This is a genomic window from Streptomyces sp. NPDC005878, from assembly GCF_040629815.1.
GTDB lineage: Bacteria > Actinomycetota > Actinomycetes > Streptomycetales > Streptomycetaceae > Streptomyces.
The window spans coordinates 60,409-80,536 of record NZ_JBEXWK010000038.1 but is presented as its reverse complement, the minus strand read 5'-3'; the positions used below and the strand labels follow the sequence as shown (position 1 = coordinate 80,536).

The 20,128-nt window shown below is 73.2% G+C and carries 20 protein-coding genes; 8 read left to right on the top strand and 12 right to left on the bottom strand.

Annotated elements, in window-relative coordinates; all coding sequences use genetic code 11:
• Positions 1-71: 71 nt before the first annotated feature.
• The 3 genes from ABZ404_RS35445 to ABZ404_RS35435 all read right to left on the bottom strand — a co-directional run bounded on the left by ABZ404_RS35445 (position 72) and on the right by ABZ404_RS35435 (position 4,178).
• On the bottom strand, positions 72-1,391 hold the full coding sequence (locus tag ABZ404_RS35445) for a serine-threonine protein kinase (protein ID WP_358835895.1): 1,320 nt from the start codon (positions 1,389-1,391) through the stop codon (positions 72-74).
• A gap of 143 nt (positions 1,392-1,534) precedes the next feature.
• Positions 1,535-2,857: an erythromycin esterase family protein gene (locus ABZ404_RS35440; RefSeq protein WP_358835896.1), complete on the bottom strand. Its 1,323-nt coding sequence runs from the start codon at positions 2,855-2,857 to the stop codon at positions 1,535-1,537.
• Between the two features lie 79 nt (positions 2,858-2,936).
• Positions 2,937-4,178 (bottom strand): DUF1343 domain-containing protein, encoded by a 1,242-nt coding sequence (locus tag ABZ404_RS35435; protein WP_358835897.1) that lies wholly within the window; start codon positions 4,176-4,178, stop codon positions 2,937-2,939.
• Positions 4,179-4,349: 171 nt separating this feature from the next.
• Here ABZ404_RS35435 and ABZ404_RS35430 point away from each other — a divergent pair, with 171 nt between their 5' ends.
• From ABZ404_RS35430 to ABZ404_RS35420, 3 genes are read left to right on the top strand one after another with little or no spacing between them, the layout of a single operon-like run.
• Entirely contained in the window at positions 4,350-5,123 is a 774-nt protein-coding gene (locus ABZ404_RS35430) for an SDR family oxidoreductase (protein WP_358835898.1), read from the top strand.
• A complete protein-coding gene (locus ABZ404_RS35425; protein ID WP_358835899.1) occupies positions 5,120-6,772 on the top strand; it encodes an AMP-binding protein in 1,653 nt (550 codons plus the stop codon). Before ABZ404_RS35430 ends, ABZ404_RS35425 begins: the two co-directional genes overlap by 4 nt.
• A gap of 49 nt (positions 6,773-6,821) precedes the next feature.
• Positions 6,822-7,415: a TetR/AcrR family transcriptional regulator gene (locus ABZ404_RS35420; protein ID WP_358835900.1), complete on the top strand. Its 594-nt coding sequence runs from the start codon at positions 6,822-6,824 to the stop codon at positions 7,413-7,415.
• Between the two features lie 9 nt (positions 7,416-7,424).
• Here the strand turns inward: ABZ404_RS35420 and ABZ404_RS35415 are convergent, their stop codons facing one another.
• The 7 genes from ABZ404_RS35415 to ABZ404_RS35385 all read right to left on the bottom strand — a co-directional run bounded on the left by ABZ404_RS35415 (position 7,425) and on the right by ABZ404_RS35385 (position 12,409).
• Complete coding sequence (locus ABZ404_RS35415) at positions 7,425-8,639, bottom strand: acyl-CoA dehydrogenase family protein (RefSeq protein WP_358835901.1); 1,215 nt, start codon at positions 8,637-8,639, stop codon at positions 7,425-7,427.
• 9 nt (positions 8,640-8,648) lie between these two features.
• Complete coding sequence (locus ABZ404_RS35410; protein WP_358835902.1) at positions 8,649-9,677, bottom strand: phosphotransferase family protein; 1,029 nt, start codon at positions 9,675-9,677, stop codon at positions 8,649-8,651.
• Positions 9,678-9,786: 109 nt separating this feature from the next.
• A complete protein-coding gene (locus ABZ404_RS35405) occupies positions 9,787-10,086 on the bottom strand; it encodes a hypothetical protein (RefSeq protein ID WP_358835903.1) in 300 nt (99 codons plus the stop codon).
• A gap of 131 nt (positions 10,087-10,217) precedes the next feature.
• Positions 10,218-10,535 carry a DUF202 domain-containing protein gene (locus ABZ404_RS35400; RefSeq protein ID WP_358835904.1) on the bottom strand — a complete coding sequence of 106 codons (318 nt, stop codon included), beginning with the start codon at positions 10,533-10,535 and terminating at the stop codon, positions 10,218-10,220.
• Positions 10,532-10,924, bottom strand: coding sequence for a DUF202 domain-containing protein (locus ABZ404_RS35395; protein ID WP_358835905.1), 393 nt, complete (start codon positions 10,922-10,924; stop codon positions 10,532-10,534). Before ABZ404_RS35395 ends, ABZ404_RS35400 begins: the two co-directional genes overlap by 4 nt.
• A gap of 23 nt (positions 10,925-10,947) precedes the next feature.
• Positions 10,948-11,487: an NUDIX domain-containing protein gene (locus ABZ404_RS35390; RefSeq protein ID WP_358835906.1), complete on the bottom strand. Its 540-nt coding sequence runs from the start codon at positions 11,485-11,487 to the stop codon at positions 10,948-10,950.
• Between the two features lie 28 nt (positions 11,488-11,515).
• Positions 11,516-12,409 carry a DMT family transporter gene (locus ABZ404_RS35385; RefSeq protein ID WP_358835907.1) on the bottom strand — a complete coding sequence of 298 codons (894 nt, stop codon included), beginning with the start codon at positions 12,407-12,409 and terminating at the stop codon, positions 11,516-11,518.
• 596 nt (positions 12,410-13,005) lie between these two features.
• Here ABZ404_RS35385 and ABZ404_RS35380 point away from each other — a divergent pair.
• The 4 genes from ABZ404_RS35380 to ABZ404_RS35365 all read left to right on the top strand — a co-directional run bounded on the left by ABZ404_RS35380 (position 13,006) and on the right by ABZ404_RS35365 (position 17,142).
• Entirely contained in the window at positions 13,006-13,953 is a 948-nt protein-coding gene (locus ABZ404_RS35380) for a hypothetical protein (RefSeq protein WP_358991309.1), read from the top strand.
• Positions 13,954-14,067: 114 nt separating this feature from the next.
• Positions 14,068-15,588 carry an APC family permease gene (locus ABZ404_RS35375; RefSeq protein WP_358832790.1) on the top strand — a complete coding sequence of 507 codons (1,521 nt, stop codon included), beginning with the start codon at positions 14,068-14,070 and terminating at the stop codon, positions 15,586-15,588.
• Between the two features lie 260 nt (positions 15,589-15,848).
• A complete protein-coding gene (locus ABZ404_RS35370; RefSeq protein WP_358832820.1) occupies positions 15,849-16,514 on the top strand; it encodes a molybdopterin-dependent oxidoreductase in 666 nt (221 codons plus the stop codon).
• Positions 16,456-17,142: a cytochrome b/b6 domain-containing protein gene (locus ABZ404_RS35365; RefSeq protein ID WP_358832791.1), complete on the top strand. Its 687-nt coding sequence runs from the start codon at positions 16,456-16,458 to the stop codon at positions 17,140-17,142. Before ABZ404_RS35370 ends, ABZ404_RS35365 begins: the two co-directional genes overlap by 59 nt.
• On the opposite strand, the gene ABZ404_RS35360 is transcribed toward ABZ404_RS35365, so the two are convergent.
• Positions 17,128-18,534 carry a gluconate:H+ symporter gene (locus ABZ404_RS35360; RefSeq protein WP_358832792.1) on the bottom strand — a complete coding sequence of 469 codons (1,407 nt, stop codon included), beginning with the start codon at positions 18,532-18,534 and terminating at the stop codon, positions 17,128-17,130. The genes ABZ404_RS35365 and ABZ404_RS35360 overlap by 15 nt on opposite strands.
• A 10-nt stretch (positions 18,535-18,544) precedes the next feature.
• Positions 18,545-19,054, bottom strand: coding sequence for a gluconokinase (locus ABZ404_RS35355; RefSeq protein WP_358832793.1), 510 nt, complete (start codon positions 19,052-19,054; stop codon positions 18,545-18,547).
• 195 nt (positions 19,055-19,249) lie between these two features.
• Between ABZ404_RS35355 and ABZ404_RS35350 the strand changes: the two genes are divergently transcribed.
• Positions 19,250-19,951 carry a FadR/GntR family transcriptional regulator gene (locus tag ABZ404_RS35350; RefSeq protein WP_358832794.1) on the top strand — a complete coding sequence of 234 codons (702 nt, stop codon included), beginning with the start codon at positions 19,250-19,252 and terminating at the stop codon, positions 19,949-19,951.
• Positions 19,952-20,128 lie beyond the last annotated feature (177 nt).

The window sequence follows — 20,128 nt, the reverse complement described above, 5'->3', positions numbered from 1 at the left end:
AGTTTTTTGGGTGTTTGTTTTTTTTTAAGAGGTGTGTTCTGCGGAGGGGTGCGCGACCGGCCCCGCGCCCGCTAGCGGGCGCCGCCGATCCGGCCCGCGGCCAGCACCACCCGCGCCAGTTCCGGGTGGCAGATGTCGGAGTGGGCGCCCGCCGGGGGGCCGCCCGCCCGGACCACCGACTCCGCGTTCACGCTGACGCAGCCCGAGGCGGGCACCCCGTCGCGCAGGACCTCCGCCAGGGTGAGCTCGGTGCACGGGGCCACCGACTGGATGCCGTCGTGGCCGATCGCCCACCAGCGGCGGTCGAGTTCCAGGACGCCCTGGTAGTCCCCGGCCAGCTTGGACGCCAGCGGGTAGATGACCCCGAGCGCGGTGTCGAAGCGCGAGTAGCAGGAGACCACCGGGCCGTCGACCCGCCGCTGGAGGGCCGCCAGCGCGCCCGCCCCGCGGAGCCCGGACGGCAGCCGCTCCGCGAAGGCGTAGTGCGAGAAGGCGCCTTCGAGCAGGGTCACCGACTTGACGTTGCGCACCCCCTCGGGCAGTCCCTTCAGCGCGAACGCGACCAGCCGTCCGCCCTGGCTGTGCCCCACCAGATGCACCCGCGCCGCCGGTCTGGCGCGGGCCAGCTCCCCGAGCAGCGGCCCGAGACCGAGCTGCCCCACCTTTCCCGAGCGGCGCTTCATCTCGTAGTACGCGGTCTGGCGCAGCAGCTCCTTGGCGCCGTCCCACAGGTGCTTGAGCGAGCGGCCCAGCGAGAACGAGGGCCCGGGCGGACCCGCTTCGAGGCGCGCACCGGTGGCGTGGAGGGCGAGCGTGAACTCCCGGCACAGTCCGAGTGTGTCGTCGGTCAGGAGCACCGCGCCGCCGTCCGCGTGGTCCACCGTGTCGGCCGCGTAGCCGGGCGACTCCTCGTCGGGCGCCACCAGTCGGCGGGTCAGCAGCCCGAAGCGGCGCAGCGCCTCCTCGTCGTCGGGCCGCTCGTCGAGCAGCCCGGCCAGCGCATCCACAACCTCCTCGTGCCCGGGGAAGGCCCGTTTGAGCGCCTGAACGGTCGCCGGGTCCAGGCCCGCGCACGGCACGGTGACCAGGGCGGTGTGCGGGAAGTCGGGGATGTCCTCGTCGGCGAAGCGGATGGAGGGCCAGACGACGCCCGCGTATCCCAGCCGCACCCCGGCGGCGGCCGGGCCCGCCTCGGCCAGCAGCGCGGGGAAGGGGGCGAAGAAGCGGCGGTAGAGGTCGGTGGCGACCGACGGGGTGTTGTTCCAGCCGTGCGCGAACACCACCAGGTCGGTGACGTCCAGCTCCGCGAGGGCCGTGCGCCCGGCCGGGGCGGCGTCGCCGTCCGCGTCGAAGGTGATCTCTCTGTACGGCTCGACTCCGATGTCCGCCATGGCGGGGCCCTCCGGTGCGTTCGCTGACGATGGGGCGGGGCTGGGGCCTCACATCGTCCCGCCGCGACCGAAGGGCCGGCCATACGCAGGACATCGCAGAAGGGACGCGAACGGGGGAGCGAACGAGCCGGTGACCGGGAAGGTCAGAGCCGGTGGGCCGCCGTCACCCGGTGCAGGTGCACCAGGACGTCGAACGAGGGGCCGAGCCGGATCTGTTCCGCGTCCTGGGGCCAGGAGTTGCCGATGGACCGCGTCGGCCGGAAGGCGGCCAGCCACGCCCGCGCGGGGTCCGCGACCCGGCGCAGATCGACGTAGTAGTCGCGCGGCGAGACCCGTTCCAGGACCTCCTCGTTGCTGCCCGGCGCGGGCGGTCCGACGGTGAACTCGCGGATCGGCTCGGCGGGGTCGTCCAGGTCGAGCGCGTTGAACGAACCCTGGCCGAAGGTGAACCCGATGTTCATGTACGCGTCCCCGGCCAGCTCCCGGATGAAGGCGCCCTGGGCCTTCGGGTACTCACCGGTGAGCGTCGGGGCGTACGCCACATGCCCGTTGTGCGCCGACAGCAGCATCCGGTGGCCGGTCCGGCGCTGCCACCACACGGTGTTCTCGGCCATCACCCGGTCGCGGAAGAGCCGCGACTGCCTGAGCTGGTCGGGGTCGAAGAAGTCGAAGGACCACAGGGCGCCGGTCTGGGCGATGGTGCGCGCGTACTGGAGGACCCAGGCGCCCTCGCCCCGGTCCGTCCCCGGGCGCCGGCTCAGCAGGTCGTACGCCCGCCGCACCGCGTCGCCCTGCCGCCTGCGGTCGGCCAGTGGACGCTTGATCATGGCGTCCATGGTGGCGCCGACGCCCGCGGTGGGCCGGGAGTCCCGGTAGAGGACGGTGAGTTCGGGCAGCAGGTCGGGGAAGTGCCGCGCGGTGTAGGCGCTCACCCGGTCGAAGAGCTCCGGGCCCGCGTAGCCCATGTCGTCGCCCATGAACTGGACCTTGTGGGTGTGGCGCAGGTTGTAGCCGCGCATCCAGCGCATCAGGTCCAGGTACTCCCGGGTCTCCCACATCGCGTACGAGCCCTGGAACTCCTCGCGCGCGATCCGCTCGGGGTCGCCCTCGCCGCGCAGCACATAGGCGTTGATCCGCATCCCCGAGGACCAGGCGGTCTCCAGGGCGAAGGTCGTGAAGCCCTTCTCCTCGACGAGGTACTGGAACACGCGCCGCTTCGTCGCGAAGAACTCGTGCGAGTTGTGCGTCGCCTCGCCCAGGCCCACGATGTCCGCCCGGCCGACCATACGGCCGAGCGGCCGCAGGTCGTCGAGGGGCTGGGCTGAGCGCGCCAACTGCCGTTCGGGGGTGGGGGACTGGGTGGCGCGGGCCGTCGGGACGGCCGCGGTGAAGAAGCCGAGGGTCAGGCCGAGCAGCAGGAGTAAGGCCTGACGGGGCCGGTGGTGGGTGTCGTGGAACAGATGCATGGTCCCAGCCTTCCGGCCGGGCGGGAGCGGGCCCATCCGGCCGGCCACCGTCTCGGCCGGGGGTTTTCCCCCGGCTGCCTCACCCGTAGAGCAGGTACGCGGCCCGGGTCGCCCGGAAGGCGGCCAGTCCGCTCTGCCAGGCGTCCACCACGGCGTCGGTGTCCGCGCCCGCGTCGATCAGGGTGCGCACGCTCGCAGAGCCGGTGAGCTTGTCGATCCAGTGGTCCGGACGCCAGGCGAAACCGCTCCACGCCTTCTTCGCCGTCACCAGGAGCGCCACCCCGGTGCGCACCGGGTCGTAGGAGCGGGGGTCGTGGACGTGGAGCTGGAGGCCGCCGACGGTCTTCCCCTGGAACTTGGAGAAGGCGGGCGTGAAGTACGCCTCGCGGAAGCGGACCCCGGGCAGGTCCGCCGCGTTCGCGGCGGCGGCCCAGCGCGCGTCGATCCCCTCGGCGCCCAGCAGCTCGAACGGGCGGGTGGTGCCGCGCCCCTCGGAGAGGTTGGTGCCCTCGAACAGGCAGGTGCCCGCGTAGACGAGCGCGGTGTCGGGGGTCGGCATGTTGGGGCTCGGCGGCACCCACGGCAGACCCGTGGAGCCGTAGAAGTCCGCCCGCCGCCAGCCCGACATCGTCACCGTCCGCACGTCCACGCGCCCGCCCAGGAACTCGGCGTCGAAGAGCCGGGCCAGCTCCGCCACCGTCATCCCGTGCGCCTGCGCGATCGGTTCGCGTCCCACGAAGGTCGCGAACGCCTTGTCCAGCACGGGTCCGCTCGCCGCCCGGCCGGTGACGGGGTTCGGCCGGTCCAGGACCACGAACCGCTTCCCGGCGAGGGCCGCGGCCTCCATGCAGTCGTAGAGCGTCCAGATGTACGTGTAGAAGCGCGCCCCCACGTCCTGGATGTCGAAGACGACCGTGTCCACGCCCGAGGCCGTGAAGACGGCGGCGAGCGCCTTCCCGCTGACGCCGTACGTGTCGTACACCGGCAGTCCCGTCGCCGGGTCGTCGTGGCGCCCCTCGGAGCCGCCCGCCTGGGCCGTGCCCCGGAAGCCGTGTTCGGGGCCGAAGACCGCGGCCAGGTCGACGCGCGGGTCGGCGTGCATCACGTCCACGATGTGCCGGACGTCGGCGGTCACCCCGGTCGGGTTGGTCACCACGCCGACCCTGCGGCCCTCCAGCGCCCGGTACCCGTCGGCGGCCAGCCGCTCGAAACCGGTGCGCACGCGGGCCGGGTGGTGGCGGGCGGGGGCCGCGCCCATGACCGCCGCGCCCGCCGCCGCCGTCCCCGTCCCCGCCAGCAGTCCCCGTCTCGACAGGCTCATCGGCGTGCCTCCCCGGCCCCGGTCGCGCGCGGTGTCTTGGCCACGCACGGTAGCGCGCGGGCGGGCGGCGGGGAACGAGCCGCGCGCGACCGGTGGCGACGGCCCCTTCCATCCGTACATACCGACTGGTTAGTCTGCTCATCGGTCGACAGGTGGAGAGGTGGATTCCCGATGGGTTCGGACAGCGACGTCCAGGGCGCGGCAGTGGTGGTCACCGGGGCGGGCGGCGGCATAGGCGCCGCGCTCGCGCGCAGATTCGCGGCGGAGGGCGCCCGCGTCGTCGTCAATGACCTCGACGGGGACAAGGCCCGCAGGACGGCCGAGGAGATCGGCGCGATCGCCGTCCCCGGCGACGCCTCGGACGTGGTCCCGCTCGCCCGCGAGGCGCTGGGCGGAAGGATCGACGTCTACTGCGCCAACGCGGGGCTCGGCTCCGGCGGATCCGAGGCCGCCCCCGAGGACGTCTGGGCGGCCGCCTGGGACGTCAACGTGATGGCGCACGTCCGCGCCGCCCGCGCGCTGCTGCCCGAGTGGCTGGAGCGCGGCGGCGGCCGGTTCGTGTCGACGGTGTCGGCCGCCGGGCTGCTCACCATGATCGGCGCGGCCCCGTACAGCGTCACCAAGCACGGCGCCCTCGCCTTCGCCGAGTGGCTCTCGCTCACCTACCGCCACCGGGGGGTGAAGGTCCACGCGATCTGCCCGCAGGGCGTACGCACCGACATGCTGGCCGCCACCGGCACGGCCGGGGACCTGGTCCTCGCGCCGACCGCCATCGAGCCCCCGGCCGTGGCCGACGCGCTCTTCACGGCGATGGCCGAGGAGCGGTTCCTGGTGCTGCCGCACCCCGAGGTGGCCCACTTCTACGGTGTGCGGGCCGGCGATCCGGACCGCTGGCTCACCTCCATGAACCATCTCCAGCAGAAGTGGGAGGCGGGCCAAGCATGAGCTCCCCGTACGCGACCAGGCCCTGGCTCGGGCAGCTCACCGAGGCCCAGCGGGCGCCGGTCAGCCCGCCCGCGAGCGTGGTGCACGCCTTCCGGGCCGCCGTCCTGCGCGCCCCGGACCGCACCGCCCTCGCCTACTTCGACGGGCGGCTCACCTACCGCGAGACCGACGCGCTCTCCGACTCCGTGGCCGGGCACCTCGCCGCCCGGGGCCTCCAGAGCGGCGACCGGGTCGCGATCATGCTCCAGAACACCCCGCACTTCGTGATCGCGCTGCTCGGGGCCTGGAAGGCGGGCGCGACCGTCGTCCCGCTCAACCCGATGTACAAGTCGGCCGAGGTCGGGCACGTCCTGGGCGACTCCGAGGCCACCGCCCTGATCTGCTCGGACCGGGCGTGGGAGGCGTATCTGCGCGGCACCGCGGCCGGCTCCTCCGTCCGGATCGCGCTCACCGCCTGCGAGCTGGACCTCCAGAGCCGCGACGACGCGCGCGTGCTCGCCTTCGAGCGGCTGCCCCGCCCCGCCGACACCGACGACCTGCTGGCCGTCGCCCGGCAGGGGCTGCCCGCCCCGGGCGGCCGCGAACCCGCCCCCGACGCCACGGCGCTGATCAGCTACACCTCGGGCACCAGCGGCACCCCCAAGGGCGCCATGAACACCCACCGGGGCATCACCTACAACGCCGAGCGCCAGCGCACCGGCCACCCGATCCCCGAGGGCGCCGCCTACTTCGCGCTGGCCCCGCTCTTCCACATCACCGGCATGGTCTGCCAGCTCGCCGTGTGCGTCGCCAACGCGGGCACGCTGGTCCTCGCCTACCGCTTCCACCCCGGGGTCGTCCTCGACGCCTTCGCCGAGCACCGGCCCGCCTACACGGTCGGCCCCTCCACCGCCTTCATGGCGCTCGCGGCGGCCCCCGGCGTCACCCGCGAGCACTTCGCCTCCTTCCTGGTGATCTCCTCGGGCGGCGCGCCGCTGCCGCCCGCGCTGGTGGAGCAGTTCCGCGACACCTTCGGCCCCTATCTGCGCAACGGCTACGGGCTGACCGAGTGCACCGCGCCCTGCGCCTCGGTGCCGCCCGAGCGGGAGGCCCCGGTCGACCCGGTCTCGGGCACGCTCTCGGTCGGGCTGCCCGGCCCCGAGACGCTCGTACGGATCGTCGGCGAGGACGGCGAGGAGGTGGACCTCGGCGAGCAGGGCGAGATCGTGGTGCGCGGCCCGCAGGTGGTGCCCGGCTACTGGCGCCGCCCCGAGGCCACCGCCGAGACCTTCCCCGACGGCGAACTGCGCACCGGCGACATCGGGTTCATGGACCGCGACGGCTGGCTCTACGTCGTCGACCGCAAGAAGGACATGATCAACGCGTCCGGCTTCAAGGTGTGGCCGCGCGAGGTCGAGGACGTGCTCTACGGCCACCCCGCCGTGCGCGAGGCGGCCGTCGTGGGCGTCCCCGACCCGTACCGGGGCGAGAACGTCAAGGCGTACGTGAGCCTGCGCCCCGGCGCCGAGGCGACGCCCGCCGAGCTCTCCGCGTACTGCGAGGAGCGGCTGGCGGCGTACAAATATCCGCGACAGGTCGAGGTCCTCGCGGAGCTTCCCAAGACGGCGAGTGGGAAGATCCTGAGGCGGGAACTGCGTTCCCGCCACTGACACGGCGCGAAAGCGCCGGTGGAACACGCGAGAGAGAGGCGGCGACGGCATGGCCAGGACGACGGACGGGAGCGGCACCCCCGTCCCCCAGAGGCTGCTGGCCGCCGCCACCCGCCTCTTCGCCGAGAACGGGTACGACAGGACCTCGGTCCAGGAGATCGTCGAGGCGGCGGGCGTCACCAAGGGGGCGCTCTACCACTACTTCGGCTCCAAGGAGGACCTGCTCCAGGAGGTGTACGCGCGCGTGCTGCGCCTCCAGCAGGAGCGGCTCGACGCCTTCGCGGACGCGGACGCGCCGGTCGAGCGGCGGCTGCGCGACGCGGCGGCCGACGTGGTGGTCACCACCATCGACAACCTCGACGACGCGTCCATCTTCTTCCGCTCGATGCACCACCTCAGCCCCGAGAAGAACAAGCAGGTACGGGTCGAGCGGCGCCGCTACCACGAGCGGTTCCGGGCGCTGATCGAGGAGGGCCAGGCGGCCGGGGTCTTCTCCACGGCCACCCCGGCCGACCTGGTGGTGGACTACCACTTCGGGTCGGTCCACCACCTGTCCACCTGGTACCGGCCGGACGGCCCGCTCACCCCCCAGCAGGTCGCCGACCACCTCGCCGACCTGCTGCTGCGGGCCCTGCGCCCCTGACCGGGCTCCCTACAGGTACTTCTTCAGCTCCCGGCGGGCCAGCGAGCGCTGGTGGACCTCGTCGGGGCCGTCGGCGATGCGCAGGGTTCGCGCGGAGGCCCACAGCTCGGCCAGCGGGAAGTCCTGGCCGACGCCGCCCGCGCCGTGCACCTGGACGGCCTTGTCGATGATGTCGAGGACCGTCCGGGGCGTGGCGATCTTGATGGCCTGGATCTCGGTGTGGGCGCCCTTGTTGCCGACCGTGTCCATCAGCCAGGCGGTCTTCAGCACCAGCAGCCGCAGCTGCTCCACCGCCACGCGCGCGTCCGCGATCCACTCCTGCACCACGCCCTGCTGCGCGATCGGACGGCCGAACGCGGTCCGGGCCGCCGCGCGCCGGCACATCAGCTCGATGGCCCGCTCGGCCATGCCGATCAGCCGCATGCAGTGGTGGATCCGGCCGGGCCCCAGACGCGCCTGGGCGATGGCGAAGCCGCCGCCCTCCTCGCCCACCAGGTTCTCCACCGGCACCCGCGCGCCGTGGAAGACGACCTCGGCGTGGCCGCCGTGGGAGTGGTCCTCGTAGCCGTACACCTGCATGGCGCGGCGGATCTCGACGCCCGGGGTGTCGCGCGGCACCAGCACCATCGACTGCTGGCGGCGGACGTCCTCGTTGTCCGGGTCGGTCTTGCCCATCACGATGAAGATCTTGCAGTCGGGGTTCATCGCCCCGGAGATGTACCACTTGCGGCCGGTGACGACGTACTCGTCGCCCTCGCGCGCGATCCGGGTCTCGATGTTGGTGGCGTCCGAGGAGGCCACCTCCGGCTCGGTCATCGCGAACGCGGAGCGGATCTCCCCGGCGAGCAGCGGCTCCAGCCACCGCTTGCGCTGCTCGTCCGAGCCGAACTGGGCGAGCACCTCCATGTTCCCGGTGTCCGGCGCCGCGCAGTTCAGCGCGGTGGGCGCCAGGTGCGGGGAGCGGCCGGTGATCTCGGCGAGCGGCGCGTACTGGAGGTTGGTGAGTCCGGCGCCGTGCTCGGCGTCGGGCAGGAACAGGTTCCACAGCCCCCGGCTGCGGGCCTCCGCCTTCAGCTCCTCCACCACGGCGGGCGTGTCCCACGGCGACGGCAGCAGCAGGCGCTGCTCGTGCGCGGTGGTCTCGGCCGGGTAGACGTGGCTCTCCATGAAGGAGAGCAGCTTGGCGCGCAGCTCCTGGGTGGGTGCGTCGAATGCGAAGTCCATGGCGGGGGTTCAGCCTTCCTGCGGTGACTGGAGGGTGGTGAGGCCGTGGTCGATGAAGACCGGTACCAGGTCTCCGATGCGGTCGAAGCCCGCGCCGACGGTCTGGCCCAGCGTGTAGCGGTAGTGGATGCCCTCCAGGATCACGGCGAGCTTGAACCAGGCGAACGCCGTGTACCAGGAGATGGCGGAGGTGTCCCGGCCCGAGCCGGCGGCGTACCGCTCGATCAGCTCGGCGGGGGAGGGGTGGCCGACGGCCCCGGCGGTGGTGGAGACGGGCGAGTCCTGCACCTTGATCTCGGCGCTGTACATCACCAGCAGTCCGAGGTCGGTCAGCGGGTCCCCGAGGGTCGACATCTCCCAGTCGAGGACCGCCTTGATCTCGTCGTCCTCGCCGACCAGGACGTTGTCGAGCCGGTAGTCGCCGTGGATCACCGTGGGCGCGGGCGAGACGGGGAGGCCGCGGCCGAGCGCCGCGTGCAGTTCGTCGATGCCGGCCAGCTCCCGGCTGCGGGAGGCGTCGAGCTGCTTGCCCCAGCGGCGCAGCTGGCGGTCGAGGAAGCCCTCCGGGCGCCCGAAGTCCCCGAGGCCGACCGCCTCGGGGTCCACCGCGTGCAGCTCCACCAGCGTGTCCACCAGGCCGAGGAGCGCGGCCCTGGTGCGCTCGGGTCCCAGCGGTGCCAGCTGCTCCGCCGTGCGGTACGGGGTTCCGGTCACGTACTCCATGACGTAGAAGGGCGCCCCGAGCACCGAGTCGTCCTCGCAGAGCAGCAGCGGCTCCGGCACCGGGACCGAGGTCGGGTGGAGCGCGCTGATCACCCGGTGCTCGCGCTTCATGTCGTGCGCGGTGGCCAGTACGTGGCCGAGCGGGGGCCGGCGGACCACCCACCGACCGGTGCCGTCGGTCACCAGATACGTCAGGTTCGACCGGCCGCCCTCGACGAGCCGGGCGCTCAGCGGTCCGTTCACGAGCCCCGGCCGCACGCGGTCGAGATGGGCGCGCAGCCGTTCCGGGTCGAGGCCTGGCGGGACGGTGCTCATGGCGGGATACCTCCGGGGACGGCGATCGTGTCACCGACACGCTACCGACCAGTCGGTATGTCGTCCAGATCCCGGTGCCGTATCGGTACCCCGCCGAAGGGGTCACCGCTCAGTGGTCGTCCCAGTGGCCCTCGTGCTCGGCGTGCCGGTGGCCGTCGTGCACGTAGTCCAGATGGTCGCCGTGCACCACCGAGTGGTGGCCGCAGCCGACGCCGTGTTCGTGCGCGTGGCCGTCGTGGGCGACGTGCCCGGCGGGCTCGCACTCGTCCCAGTGGCCCGAGTGCTCGCGGTGCAGATGGCCGTCGTGGGCGTAGTCGGTGTGGTCCCCGTGCGGTACGGCCCGGTGCCCGCAGGTGGGGCTGTGGGCGTGCTCGTGGAGGGCGGGGTGCTCCTCGTGGCGGACGGTCATGGCGTTCACCTCTGGAGATCGTTCACCTCTGGAGGTCGCTTGCCTCCCACGCTAGTGCGCGCGGCCCGGCTCCGCTTGCGCGACGCGGGCCGTGACCGCCCTCGGCCGGGGTCCGGGTCCGGGCGGGCCGTTCAGAGCAGCACGGCCACCGCGAACACCGCCAGCGCCGCCACGCACGCCACCGCCGCGACGGCCTCGCGGGGCCGCAGCACCCCGGGGCGGCCCGAGCGGGTCAGGGACTGGATGCGCCGGTGGGCCACCACCAGGAAGCCCAGCCACACCAGGCCGCTCAGGGCCACGGCGACCGGGCCGACGGCCGTCCCGCCGGTGTGCAGGGCCTGCTTGGCCGCCAGGACCGCGGCCACCGTGCAGGACAGCGTGGTGCGGCGCCAGGCGAGCCGGGTCCGCTCGGGCTGGAGGCCGGGGTCCCGGTCGGCGGCGCCCGTCACCCGGCCCAGCCGAAGACGACGACCACCACCATGACCAGGGCGACCGCCGCCACCGCCACGCTCAGCAGGGTGGGGAAACGGGAGACGGGCAGGTCCTCGCCGCGCCGCATCGCCCGCTCGCACCGCACCCAGTGGTTCACGGCCCGCAGCGCGCACAGCACCCCGGCCGCGAGCAGCGCCAGGGCGAGCCCGACCCGTACGCCCCGGCGCAGGTCCGGCAGGAACTGGTCGACCGCGAAACCGCCGCCGACCAGGGCGAGCGACGTCCGGATCCAGGCCAGGAACGTGCGCTCATTGGCCAGCGAGAACCGGTAGTCCGGGGTCTCGCCCTCCTCGCCGATGCGCTCGGGTGCGAACCACAGCCGCAGGGTCTGCGCGATGCTGATCACATCGGCACACTACCCGCGGTGGATCATCCGGCCCGGTGCGCGCGCAGCCTGCGGTACGCGTCGAGCCCGTCCGGCACCCATTCCCACTCCTCCAGCCGCCGCTCCACCTCGGCCTCGGGCAGGAAGGCGTGCCAGGCGACCTCCTCGGCCTGCGGCCGCACCGGCAGGGTGCAGCGCACCTCGTAGACGGCCGACCACCAGGTCTGCCGCCCGTCCGCCCCGCCCTCGTAGAGGAACCGGAACAGCGGTACGGGCGTGGGCAGCCCGGAGACCCCGAGCTCCTCCTCCGCCTCGCGCAGGGCGGCGTCGTCGTAGCTCTCGCCCGCGCCGACGACCCCGCCCACGAACACGTCGTACAGCGAGGGGAAGACCATCTTGGTCGCGGTGCGCCGGTGCACGAAGATCCGGTCCTCGGCGTCCCGGACCAGGACGAAGGCGCAACGGTGGCGCAGCCCCCGGGCATACGCCTCACCGCGCGCGGCCCGGCCCACCACGCGGTCCTGCTCGTCCACGATGTCGATGATCTCGTCGGAGGGGGAGGGGAGGGGAGGAGGGGCGCTCATACGGCCCATCCAACCACCGGGCAGGGGCTCAGTGCGGCTGGAGGTCGCGGGCGGGCTCCTTGGGCCGGGTGCCCGACGGCATCGCCGGGTGCAGGCCCAGCAGGATGATCCCGGCGACGATGGCGACGAGCCCGGACGCCTCCCAGGCGAGCGCCGCCGCGTCGGTCCGCAGCTCGTCGCCGAGGAAGCCGATGCCGCAGGCGATCCCGGCCAGCGGCTGGGCGGCCGTGAGGGCGGGCAGCGACATGCGCAGCGGGGCGGTCTCGAAGGCGCTCTGCACCAGGATCAGGCCGCTCACCCCGAGCACCAGCACGCCGTACGGCTCCCAGCCCATCAGCATCTGGGCGAAGCCGTCGGCCCGGAAGCGTTCGCCGCTGACCCGGGTGAGGGCGTCCTGGAGGCCGTAGAGCGACCCGGCGGCGACGGCCAGCAGGGTGGGGCCGGCGCTGAGGCGGGAGCGCTGGGCGAAGACGGTGAGCAGCAGCGCGATCCCGACGACGATCCCGACGATCAGCCAGTGCCGCAGGGGTCCGGCCACGTCGTCGCCGCCGACCGGCTGGCCCGCCACCATGAAGGCGGTCACCCCGCCCGCGAGCAGGGTGAGGCCCGCCCAGCCCTGGCGGCCCAGGGTCTGCTTGGTCTGCCAGCGGGACAGGGCCATGGCGAAGAAGAGGTTGGTGGCCAGCAGCGGCTCGACCTGGGACACCTCGCCCTGGCCGAGCGCGAGCGCGCCCAGCACCATGCCCGCGATCATCAGCCCCATCCCGGCGAGCCAGCGGGGCACCCGTACGAGGTCCAGCAGCAGCCGCGGCGAGAGGAAGTCGCTCAGCGGGGCCCGCTGGGCGGCGTCCTGCTGGAGCACGAACCCGAAGCCCAGACAGCAGGCCGCGCCCACGGCGAGAGCGAGGACGAGAACCGACACGAGGGACACCTTCAAGTGCGGCCGGGGTGGGTGAACTTGCTCGACGATAGCGCTCCGGGGGCCCGTGCGCCTCCCGAGCGCCCACCGGGGCGAGTCCTCCCGGGGGACGGCCCGCGGTTTCGTCTGCGGCACGGTGGGGGGCTGGTCGCGCAGTTCCCCGCGCCCTGAGGCATCCCGCCCTACCCCTTACCGGAGGTCCTTCGGGGGAGGGCCCGCGGCTTTGTCCGCGGCCCGGTGGGGGTTGCTCGCGCAGTTCCCCGCGCCCCTGAAAGCCTGTGGCTGAGCTGGGCTCTCGCCTGGGGGCGGAGTACCTCAGGGGCGCGGGGAACTGCGCGACCAGCCCATCACCGGGCCGCAGTCGAACACGAAGCCGGGGCCCGGGGGCGCAGCCCGCGGCAAACCACCTCCACCCCGCCCGCACCCACCCCCTGGCAACCCCCGGAGGGCCCCCGCAAGTTGAACCCCAAAGCACCCCACCCGACCTTGACGTGGAGCCTTGGGTACCGCTTTGCTGTCCGCGATCACCCTGTCACCGACCACACCAGCCCCACCCCTCACACCCGCACCACACCAACCACCCCCCGGGATGTACGCGGATGCCGCCCCCGCCCCCGCTCGGCCGCCCCCGCAAGCGCGGCGGACGAGCCTTCGACCCGGCGCTCGACGACGCCGAACTCGTCGACGTGCGCGCCCAGTTGGCACAGGGCCGCTGGACCCGGGTCCGCTCGCTGCTGGGTGCGACCGGCGACGACTGGGACCGCCGCGGCCACCGCCTCACCGTCCTCGGCGAGCCCGCCACCTCCGCGGCCTGGGCCCGGGAGTGGCTGCTGGCCGAGCCGGACAGCGCCGACGCCGCCGCGCTCTACGCCTGCGCCCTCGTCTCGCGCTGCCTGAACGGCAAGGGCGACAAGGACCACGCCCGCGACGCCTGCCTGGAGGCGGGCCGGCTCGCCCCCGCCGACCCCACCCCGTGGCTCGCCCTGCTCGCGCTCTCCCGCCGCCACGGCTCGGACAACGAGACCGAGCAGATCTTCGCCGAGGTGTGCTCCCGCCACCCCGACCACCACCACGCCCACCACCTGATGGCCGCCCGGCTCGCCGAGCGCCGCCCCGGGGACGGCCCCGACCCGATGCACGAGGTGTACGCCTTCGCCGCCGCCGGCGCCGCCCGCGCCCCCGCCGACTCCCCGCTCGCCCTGCTCCCGCTGGTCGCCCACGCGGAGCGGTACCGGGTGCTCGCCGCCCAGGGCGCCGCCCCGCGCGACCCGGTCGCCTCCGAGCACTGGACCGGCCGCCGCGCCCGCCAGGTGATCAAGTCCGCCTTCGACTGGTGGCTGGAGTGGGAGCGCGAGGACCACCCCCGGGCCGGGGTCGACCTGAACTTCCTCGCCCACGCCAAGCACTGCGAGGGCCGCCCCGCCGAGGCCGCCGCCCTCTTCCACCGCATCGGCCGGCACTTCACCCCCGCCCCCTGGTCGTACCCGGACCGGGACCCCTACCGCGCCTTCCAGGCCGCACGCAGCGCCGCACTCGGCACGGCCTAGCACGGCCCGGCTCCCACCGCACCTCTCACGGCACCACGCACCACAACACCACGGCTCCACGGCACCACCCGCTCGGCACCACCCCCCGCGTCCCACCGAAAGGGCACCCCCGCCATGTCGACCGACACCGATGAGATCCGTACGTACAAGGGGCAGGAGAGAGCCCTGCGCGCCGACCGGCTCGGCACCCCGGGCCTGCTCCTGTCGGTGCTCGCCGCGAGCGCCCCGCTGATGGTGGTCGCCGGTGTCATGCCCACCACGTACGGCGTGATGGGCATCGTCGGCCAGCCCCTGCTCTTCCTCATCCTCGGCGCCGTCCTGGTCCTGTTCAGCTTCGGGTACGCGGAGATGAGCCGCCACGTCCACAACGCCGGCGCCTTCTACGCGTACATAGCCAGGGGCCTCGGCCCCACCGCCGGGGCAGGCGCCGCCTTCGTGGCGCTGGTCGCCTACAGCACCCTCCAGGTCGGCATCTACGGCATGTTCGGCTTCGAGGTCTCCAGCCTCTTCGCCACCTACCTCGACACCGAAGTCGCCTGGTGGATCCCGGCGCTGGCGGCCGTCGCGCTGGTCGGTGTGCTCGCCTGGCTGAAGATCGACCTCAACGCCAAGGTCCTCGGCGTGCTGCTCGTCATCGAGGTCGCGCTGGTCGTCGTCTTCGACTTCGCGGCCGTGACCGACCCGGCGAAGGAGGGGCTGTCGCTGCACGCCTTCAACCCGTCCACCCTCTCCGGCGCGGGCATCGGCACCGCCCTGTGCTTCTGCATCGCCGCCTTCACCGGCTTCGAGCAGGCCCCGGTGTACGCGGAGGAGACCAGCCGCCCGCACCTGGTCGTCTCGCGCGTGATGTTCCTCGCCGTCGGCTTCACCGCCGTCTTCTTCGCCCTCAGCTCCTGGGCGCTCACCGTCGCCACCGGCCCCGACGGCATCGTCGACGCGGCCCGCAAGAACGGCCCCGGGCTGCTGTTCGGGCTCACCGAGGACCGGCTCGGCACCACTTTCACCGACGTCCTGCACGTCCTCTTCGTCACCGGCATGTTCGCCGCGCTGCTCAGCTTCCACAACGTCGTCGCCCGGTACGTCTTCGCCATGGGCCGCGAGGGCCTGCTGCCCGCCGCGTTCGGCCGCACCAACCACACCAGCGGAGCCCCCGGTTCCGGCTCGCTCCTCCAGACCGTGATCTCGCTCGTGGTCGTCGTCGCCTTCGCCGTCGCCGACGACAGGCCCACCGGCGACCCGACCGCCGCCGTGCTGCACCTGTTCACCTGGATGGGCAACGTGGGCGCGCTCGGAGTGATCGTGCTGATGGCCGCCGCCTCCTTCGCGGTCATCGCCTTCTTCGTCCGCCGGGGCGCGGCCGCCGCCCAGGCGTGGCGGCTGCTCGCCTCCGGCATCGCCGGGGTCGCGCTCCTCGTCATCGCGCTCTACACGGTGAAGGACTTCGACGTCCTCGTCGGCGCGGGCCCGGACTCCTCGCTCAGCTGGCTGCTGCCCTCGATCATCGCGCTCGCTCTCGCGGGCGGGGTGGCGTACGGCCTGGTCGTGCGCGCGGTGCGGCCCGAGGCGCACGCCCGGATCGGCCAGGGCAACGAGGCCTTCCAACTGGAGAAGGCGGCGCGCGGCACCGGAGCGTAGGCGGGACCGGAGTGTCGGGACCGGAGTGTAGGACGGGGCCCTCGGATCCGGCCCGGGGCGCCCGTGGTCCGGATCTGACCAAACGGTGACGGTGCGCCGGGGCCCTGGTGTCCGGGGGCGGCCGGTGCTCGAATCAGGGGGTGAACCCTGAACCACCGCCCGACGGCACCGCCCCGGCCGCCAGCGCCCCGGCCGCCAGCGCCCCCGACGGCGGCGCCCCCGACGGCGGCACCCCCGTCGGCCGCCGGATCGTGCTCGGCATGCTCGGCCTCGGCGTCGCCGGGGTCGCCGCCGCCCCCGCCCTCCAGCGCGGCCTGGAGTCCTTCCTCGGCGCCGCCGCCGGGAAGGACCCCACCGGCCTGACCGGGCTGCTGCCCAACGGCGGCGGCTTCCGCTACTACTCGGTCGCCGCCTCCGTACCGCACCGGGGCGCCGCCGACTACCGGCTCACCGTCGACGGCCTCGTCGACCGCCCCGCCACCTACACCCTGGACGCGCTGCGGGCGCTGCCCCAGACGCGGCTGGTGCGGGACGTGCAGTGCGTGACGGGCTGGCGGGTGCCGGACACCCCGTTCGCGGGCGTGCGGCTGTCCCGGCTCCTGGATGCTGCGGGGGTGCGCGAGGGAGCCCGGGCGGTCCGCTTCAGCTGCTTCGACGGCACGTACACCGAGAGCCTCACGCTCGAACAGGCCCGGCGCGACGACGTGCTGGTGGCCCTGAGCATGAAGGACAAGCCGGTCTCCCACGCGCACGGCGGCCCGGTCCGCCTCTATGTGGCGCCCATGTACTTCTACAAGTCGGCGAAATGGCTCTCCGGGATCACCGTGACGGGCACGGTACGGCGCGGGTTCTGGGAGGAGCGGGGCTATGACACGGATGCCTGGGTCGGCCGGTCCAACGGACGCGACGACCACCCCACCGGCTGAACCGGGCGCCCGGGTAGGGAGGTTCACCGCCGCCGAGCGCTGGGTGCACCGCGCCAACGCGCTTGTGTTCGGGGTGTGCGTGCTCTCGGCCGCCGTGCTCTATCTGCCGCAGCTCGCCGAGGCCGTGGGCCGCAGGGAGCTGGTGGTGACGGTGCACGAGTACGCGGGCCTGCTGCTGCCCGTACCGGTCCTGGCGGGGCTCGCCTCGCGGGCCTTCCGGGCCGATCTGCGCAGGCTCAACCGGTTCGGGCCGCACGACCGGCGCTGGCTGCGCTCGGCGCTCACCCGGGACGGACACCCGCGTACGGCGGGCAAGTTCAACGCCGGTCAGAAGGTCTACGCCGGGTGGATCACCGGGGCCGCGCTCGTCCTGCTCGGGACCGGGCTGTTCATGTGGTTCACCCATCTGGCGCCGCTGGCCGTGCGGGTCGGCTCGACCTTCGTCCACGACTGGCTGGCGCTGGCCGTCGGCATCGTGCTCGGCGGCCATGTGGCCATGGCGCTCCTCGACCCGGAGGCACGCCGTGGCATGCGCACCGGGTCGGTGGGGCGCCCCTGGGCCCGCAGGGAACACGGGCTGTGGCTGGACGAGTTGGAGAAGGGACGTGCTCCGCTAGATCACCAGTGACAGCAGCAGGACGAAGCCCAGCGCCACCACCGAGATGATCGTCTCCATCACCGACCAGGTCTTCACCGTCTGGCCGACGTCCATCCCGAAGTACTCCTTCACCAGCCAGAACCCGGCGTCGTTGACATGGCTGAAGAAGAGCGAGCCCGCGCCGACCGCGAGGACCAGCAGGGCCGTGTGCCCGGTCGACATGTCGGCGGCCAGCGGGGCCACCAGGCCGGCGGCGGAGATCGTGGCCACCGTGGCGGAGCCGGTCGCGAGCCGGATCGCGACCGCGATCAGCCAGGCGAGCAGCAGCGCGGGGATGGACCAGTCCTGGGAGATGTCCAGGATCATCTGGCCGACACCCACATCGATGAGCGTCTGCTTGAAGCCGCCGCCCGCGCCGACGATCATGAGGATGCCGGCGATCGGGGCGAGCGACTTCGCGACCGTGGTGGAGATCCGCTCCTTGCTGAACCCGGCGGCCCGGCCCAGCGTGAAGAGGGCGACGAGGACGGCCGCGAGGAGCGCGATCAGCGGCGAGCCGATCACGTCGGTGACCCGCTGGAGGTGGTTCTTCGGGTCGTCGACCACGATGTCGACCAGGGCCTTCACCAGCATCAGCACGACCGGCAGCAGCACCGTGGAGACGGTGGCGAGGAAGCTCGGCCGCTTCTCCAGGTCCTCCGAGGGGCGGGCCGGGACCATCCGGTCCGGCGCCGGGATGTCGACCCAGCGCGCCGCGTACGTGGAGAAGACGGGACCGGCGATGATCACCGTGGGGATCGCGACCAGGACGCCGAGGGCGAGGGTGACGCCCAGGTTCGCGTCCACCGCGTCGATGGCGGCCAGCGGGCCCGGGTGCGGCGGGATCAGCCCGTGCATCACCGAGAGTCCGGCGAGCGCCGGGATGCCGATCCGCATCAGCGAGTAGTCGCCGCGCTTGGCGACGAGCAGCACCACCGGGATCAGCAGCACGATCCCGACCTCGAAGAAGAGCGGCAGGCCGATGATCGAGGCGATGACGACCATCGCCCAGGGCATCGCGCGCCCGCCGGACTTCCCGGCCCTCGCCAGGATCGTGTCGACGATCTGGTCCGCGCCGCCCGAGTCGGCGAGGAGCTTGCCGAGGATCGCGCCGAGGGCGATGAGCACCCCGACACCGGCGACGGTGTTGCCGAGGCCCGTGGTGAAGCTGGTGATCGTCTTGTCCAGCGGCGCCCCGGCGAAGGCGCCCAGCGCCAGCGAGCCGATGGTCAGGGCCAGGAAGGCGTGCAGTTTGAACCGGGTGATGAGCAGGACGATGACGGCGATGCCGGCGAGTACGGCGATCCCCAGCCGGGCGTTGCCCGCCGAGGTGATCGGCTCGGCCGCGCCCGCTGCCAGGATCTCGACGCTGAGGCTGGTCACGGTGTGGTCCTTACGCGGGGAGCCGGCGCAGCGCGGCGACGGCCCGGTCGGTGATGTCCTCGGGGGTCCCGGCGACGTCGACGGCGACGCCCGCCTCGTCCGCCTGGAGCGGCTGGAGCGTCGCGAACTGCGAGTCGAGGAGCGCGGCGGGCATGAAGTGGCCCTGGCGCTCGCCCATCCGGCGCTCGATGAGCTCCCGGTCGCCGGTCAGGTGCAGGAAGACCAGGCCGGGGGCGGCGGCCCGCAGCCGGTCGCGGTAGGCGCGCTTGAGCGCGGAGCTGCTCACCACCCCGCCGAGGCCCGCCCGTTCGTGGGCCCACCGCCCGATCGCGTCGAGCCAGGGCCTGCGGTCCTCGTCCTCCAGCGGGACGCCGGCCGACATCTTGGCGACGTTGGCCGGCGGGTGGAAGTCGTCGCCCTCGGCGTACGGAACGCCCAGGGCCCGCGCGACCAGCGGGCCGATCGTGGTCTTGCCGGTGCCGGCCACGCCCATCACCACGACGACGTGGGGGGTGCTCATAGCGGTGCCTCGCTGTCTTCGTCGACATCGATGTGGTCCGGGCGGAGGTCGTTTCCGGCCATCCGTCCGTCGCGCTACTGAAACCCAAAAGGTGCGACGTATTCAAGACCTCGTGACAAATAAGTAATACTTTTCTGCTCGCCGGGTCCGTGCGCCCGTCCTGCCCGGGTTCCCCCGCCCCGTACCCTTACGGCCATGACCACACAGGCCCAGGGACTGCACGCGCAGGTGCTCGACACCCTCGGCCGCGCGATCACCGCAGGCGACTACCCGCCCGGCAGCGTGCTGCGCGGCGACGAGCTCGCCCAGCGCTTCGACGTCTCGCGCACCGTCATCCGGGAGGCGATCCGGGTCCTGGAATCGATGCAGCTGGTCGAGTCCCGGCGGCGAGTCGGGGTGACGGTCCGGGCCACCGAGCAGTGGAACGTGTACGACCCCCAGGTCATCCGCTGGCGCCTGGCCGGGGCCGACCGGCCGCGCCAGCTGCGCTCGCTGACCGTGCTGCGCTCGGCCGTGGAGCCGGTCGCCGCCGGACTCGCCGCCCACCACGCCACCCCCGAGCAGTGCGCCGCCCTCACCGAGCAGGCGCTCGGCATGGTCGCCACCTCGCGCGGGCGCCAGCTGGAGGGCTACCTCGTCCACGACGTGGCCTTCCACCGGATCGTCCTGAACGCCTCGGGCAACGAGATGTTCGCCCGGCTCGGCGACGTGGTCGCCGAGGTCCTGACCGGCCGCACCCACCACCAGGTGATGTTCGAGGATCCCGACCCCGCGGCCGTCACCCTGCACGTGCGGGTGGCCGAGGCGGTCCGGGAGCGGGACGCGGAACGGGCCGAGCGGCTCACCCGCGAGATCGCCGTCGGTGCCCTCAAGGAATTGGACGTTCTCGCCCCGTAAAGCTCAGATTTACCTCAGATTCATCACAGATCTGCCCGTACGTGACATTGGCCACTGCCAAATGCCCCGTCGAGCCGCGACCATGTCCCGAATCAGCCACGCCGCGGGTGACCCCACAGCGCTCTCCCCGCATCACCGGCCACCGCCGGGACGGCACCGGCACTGCCCGGTATCGCA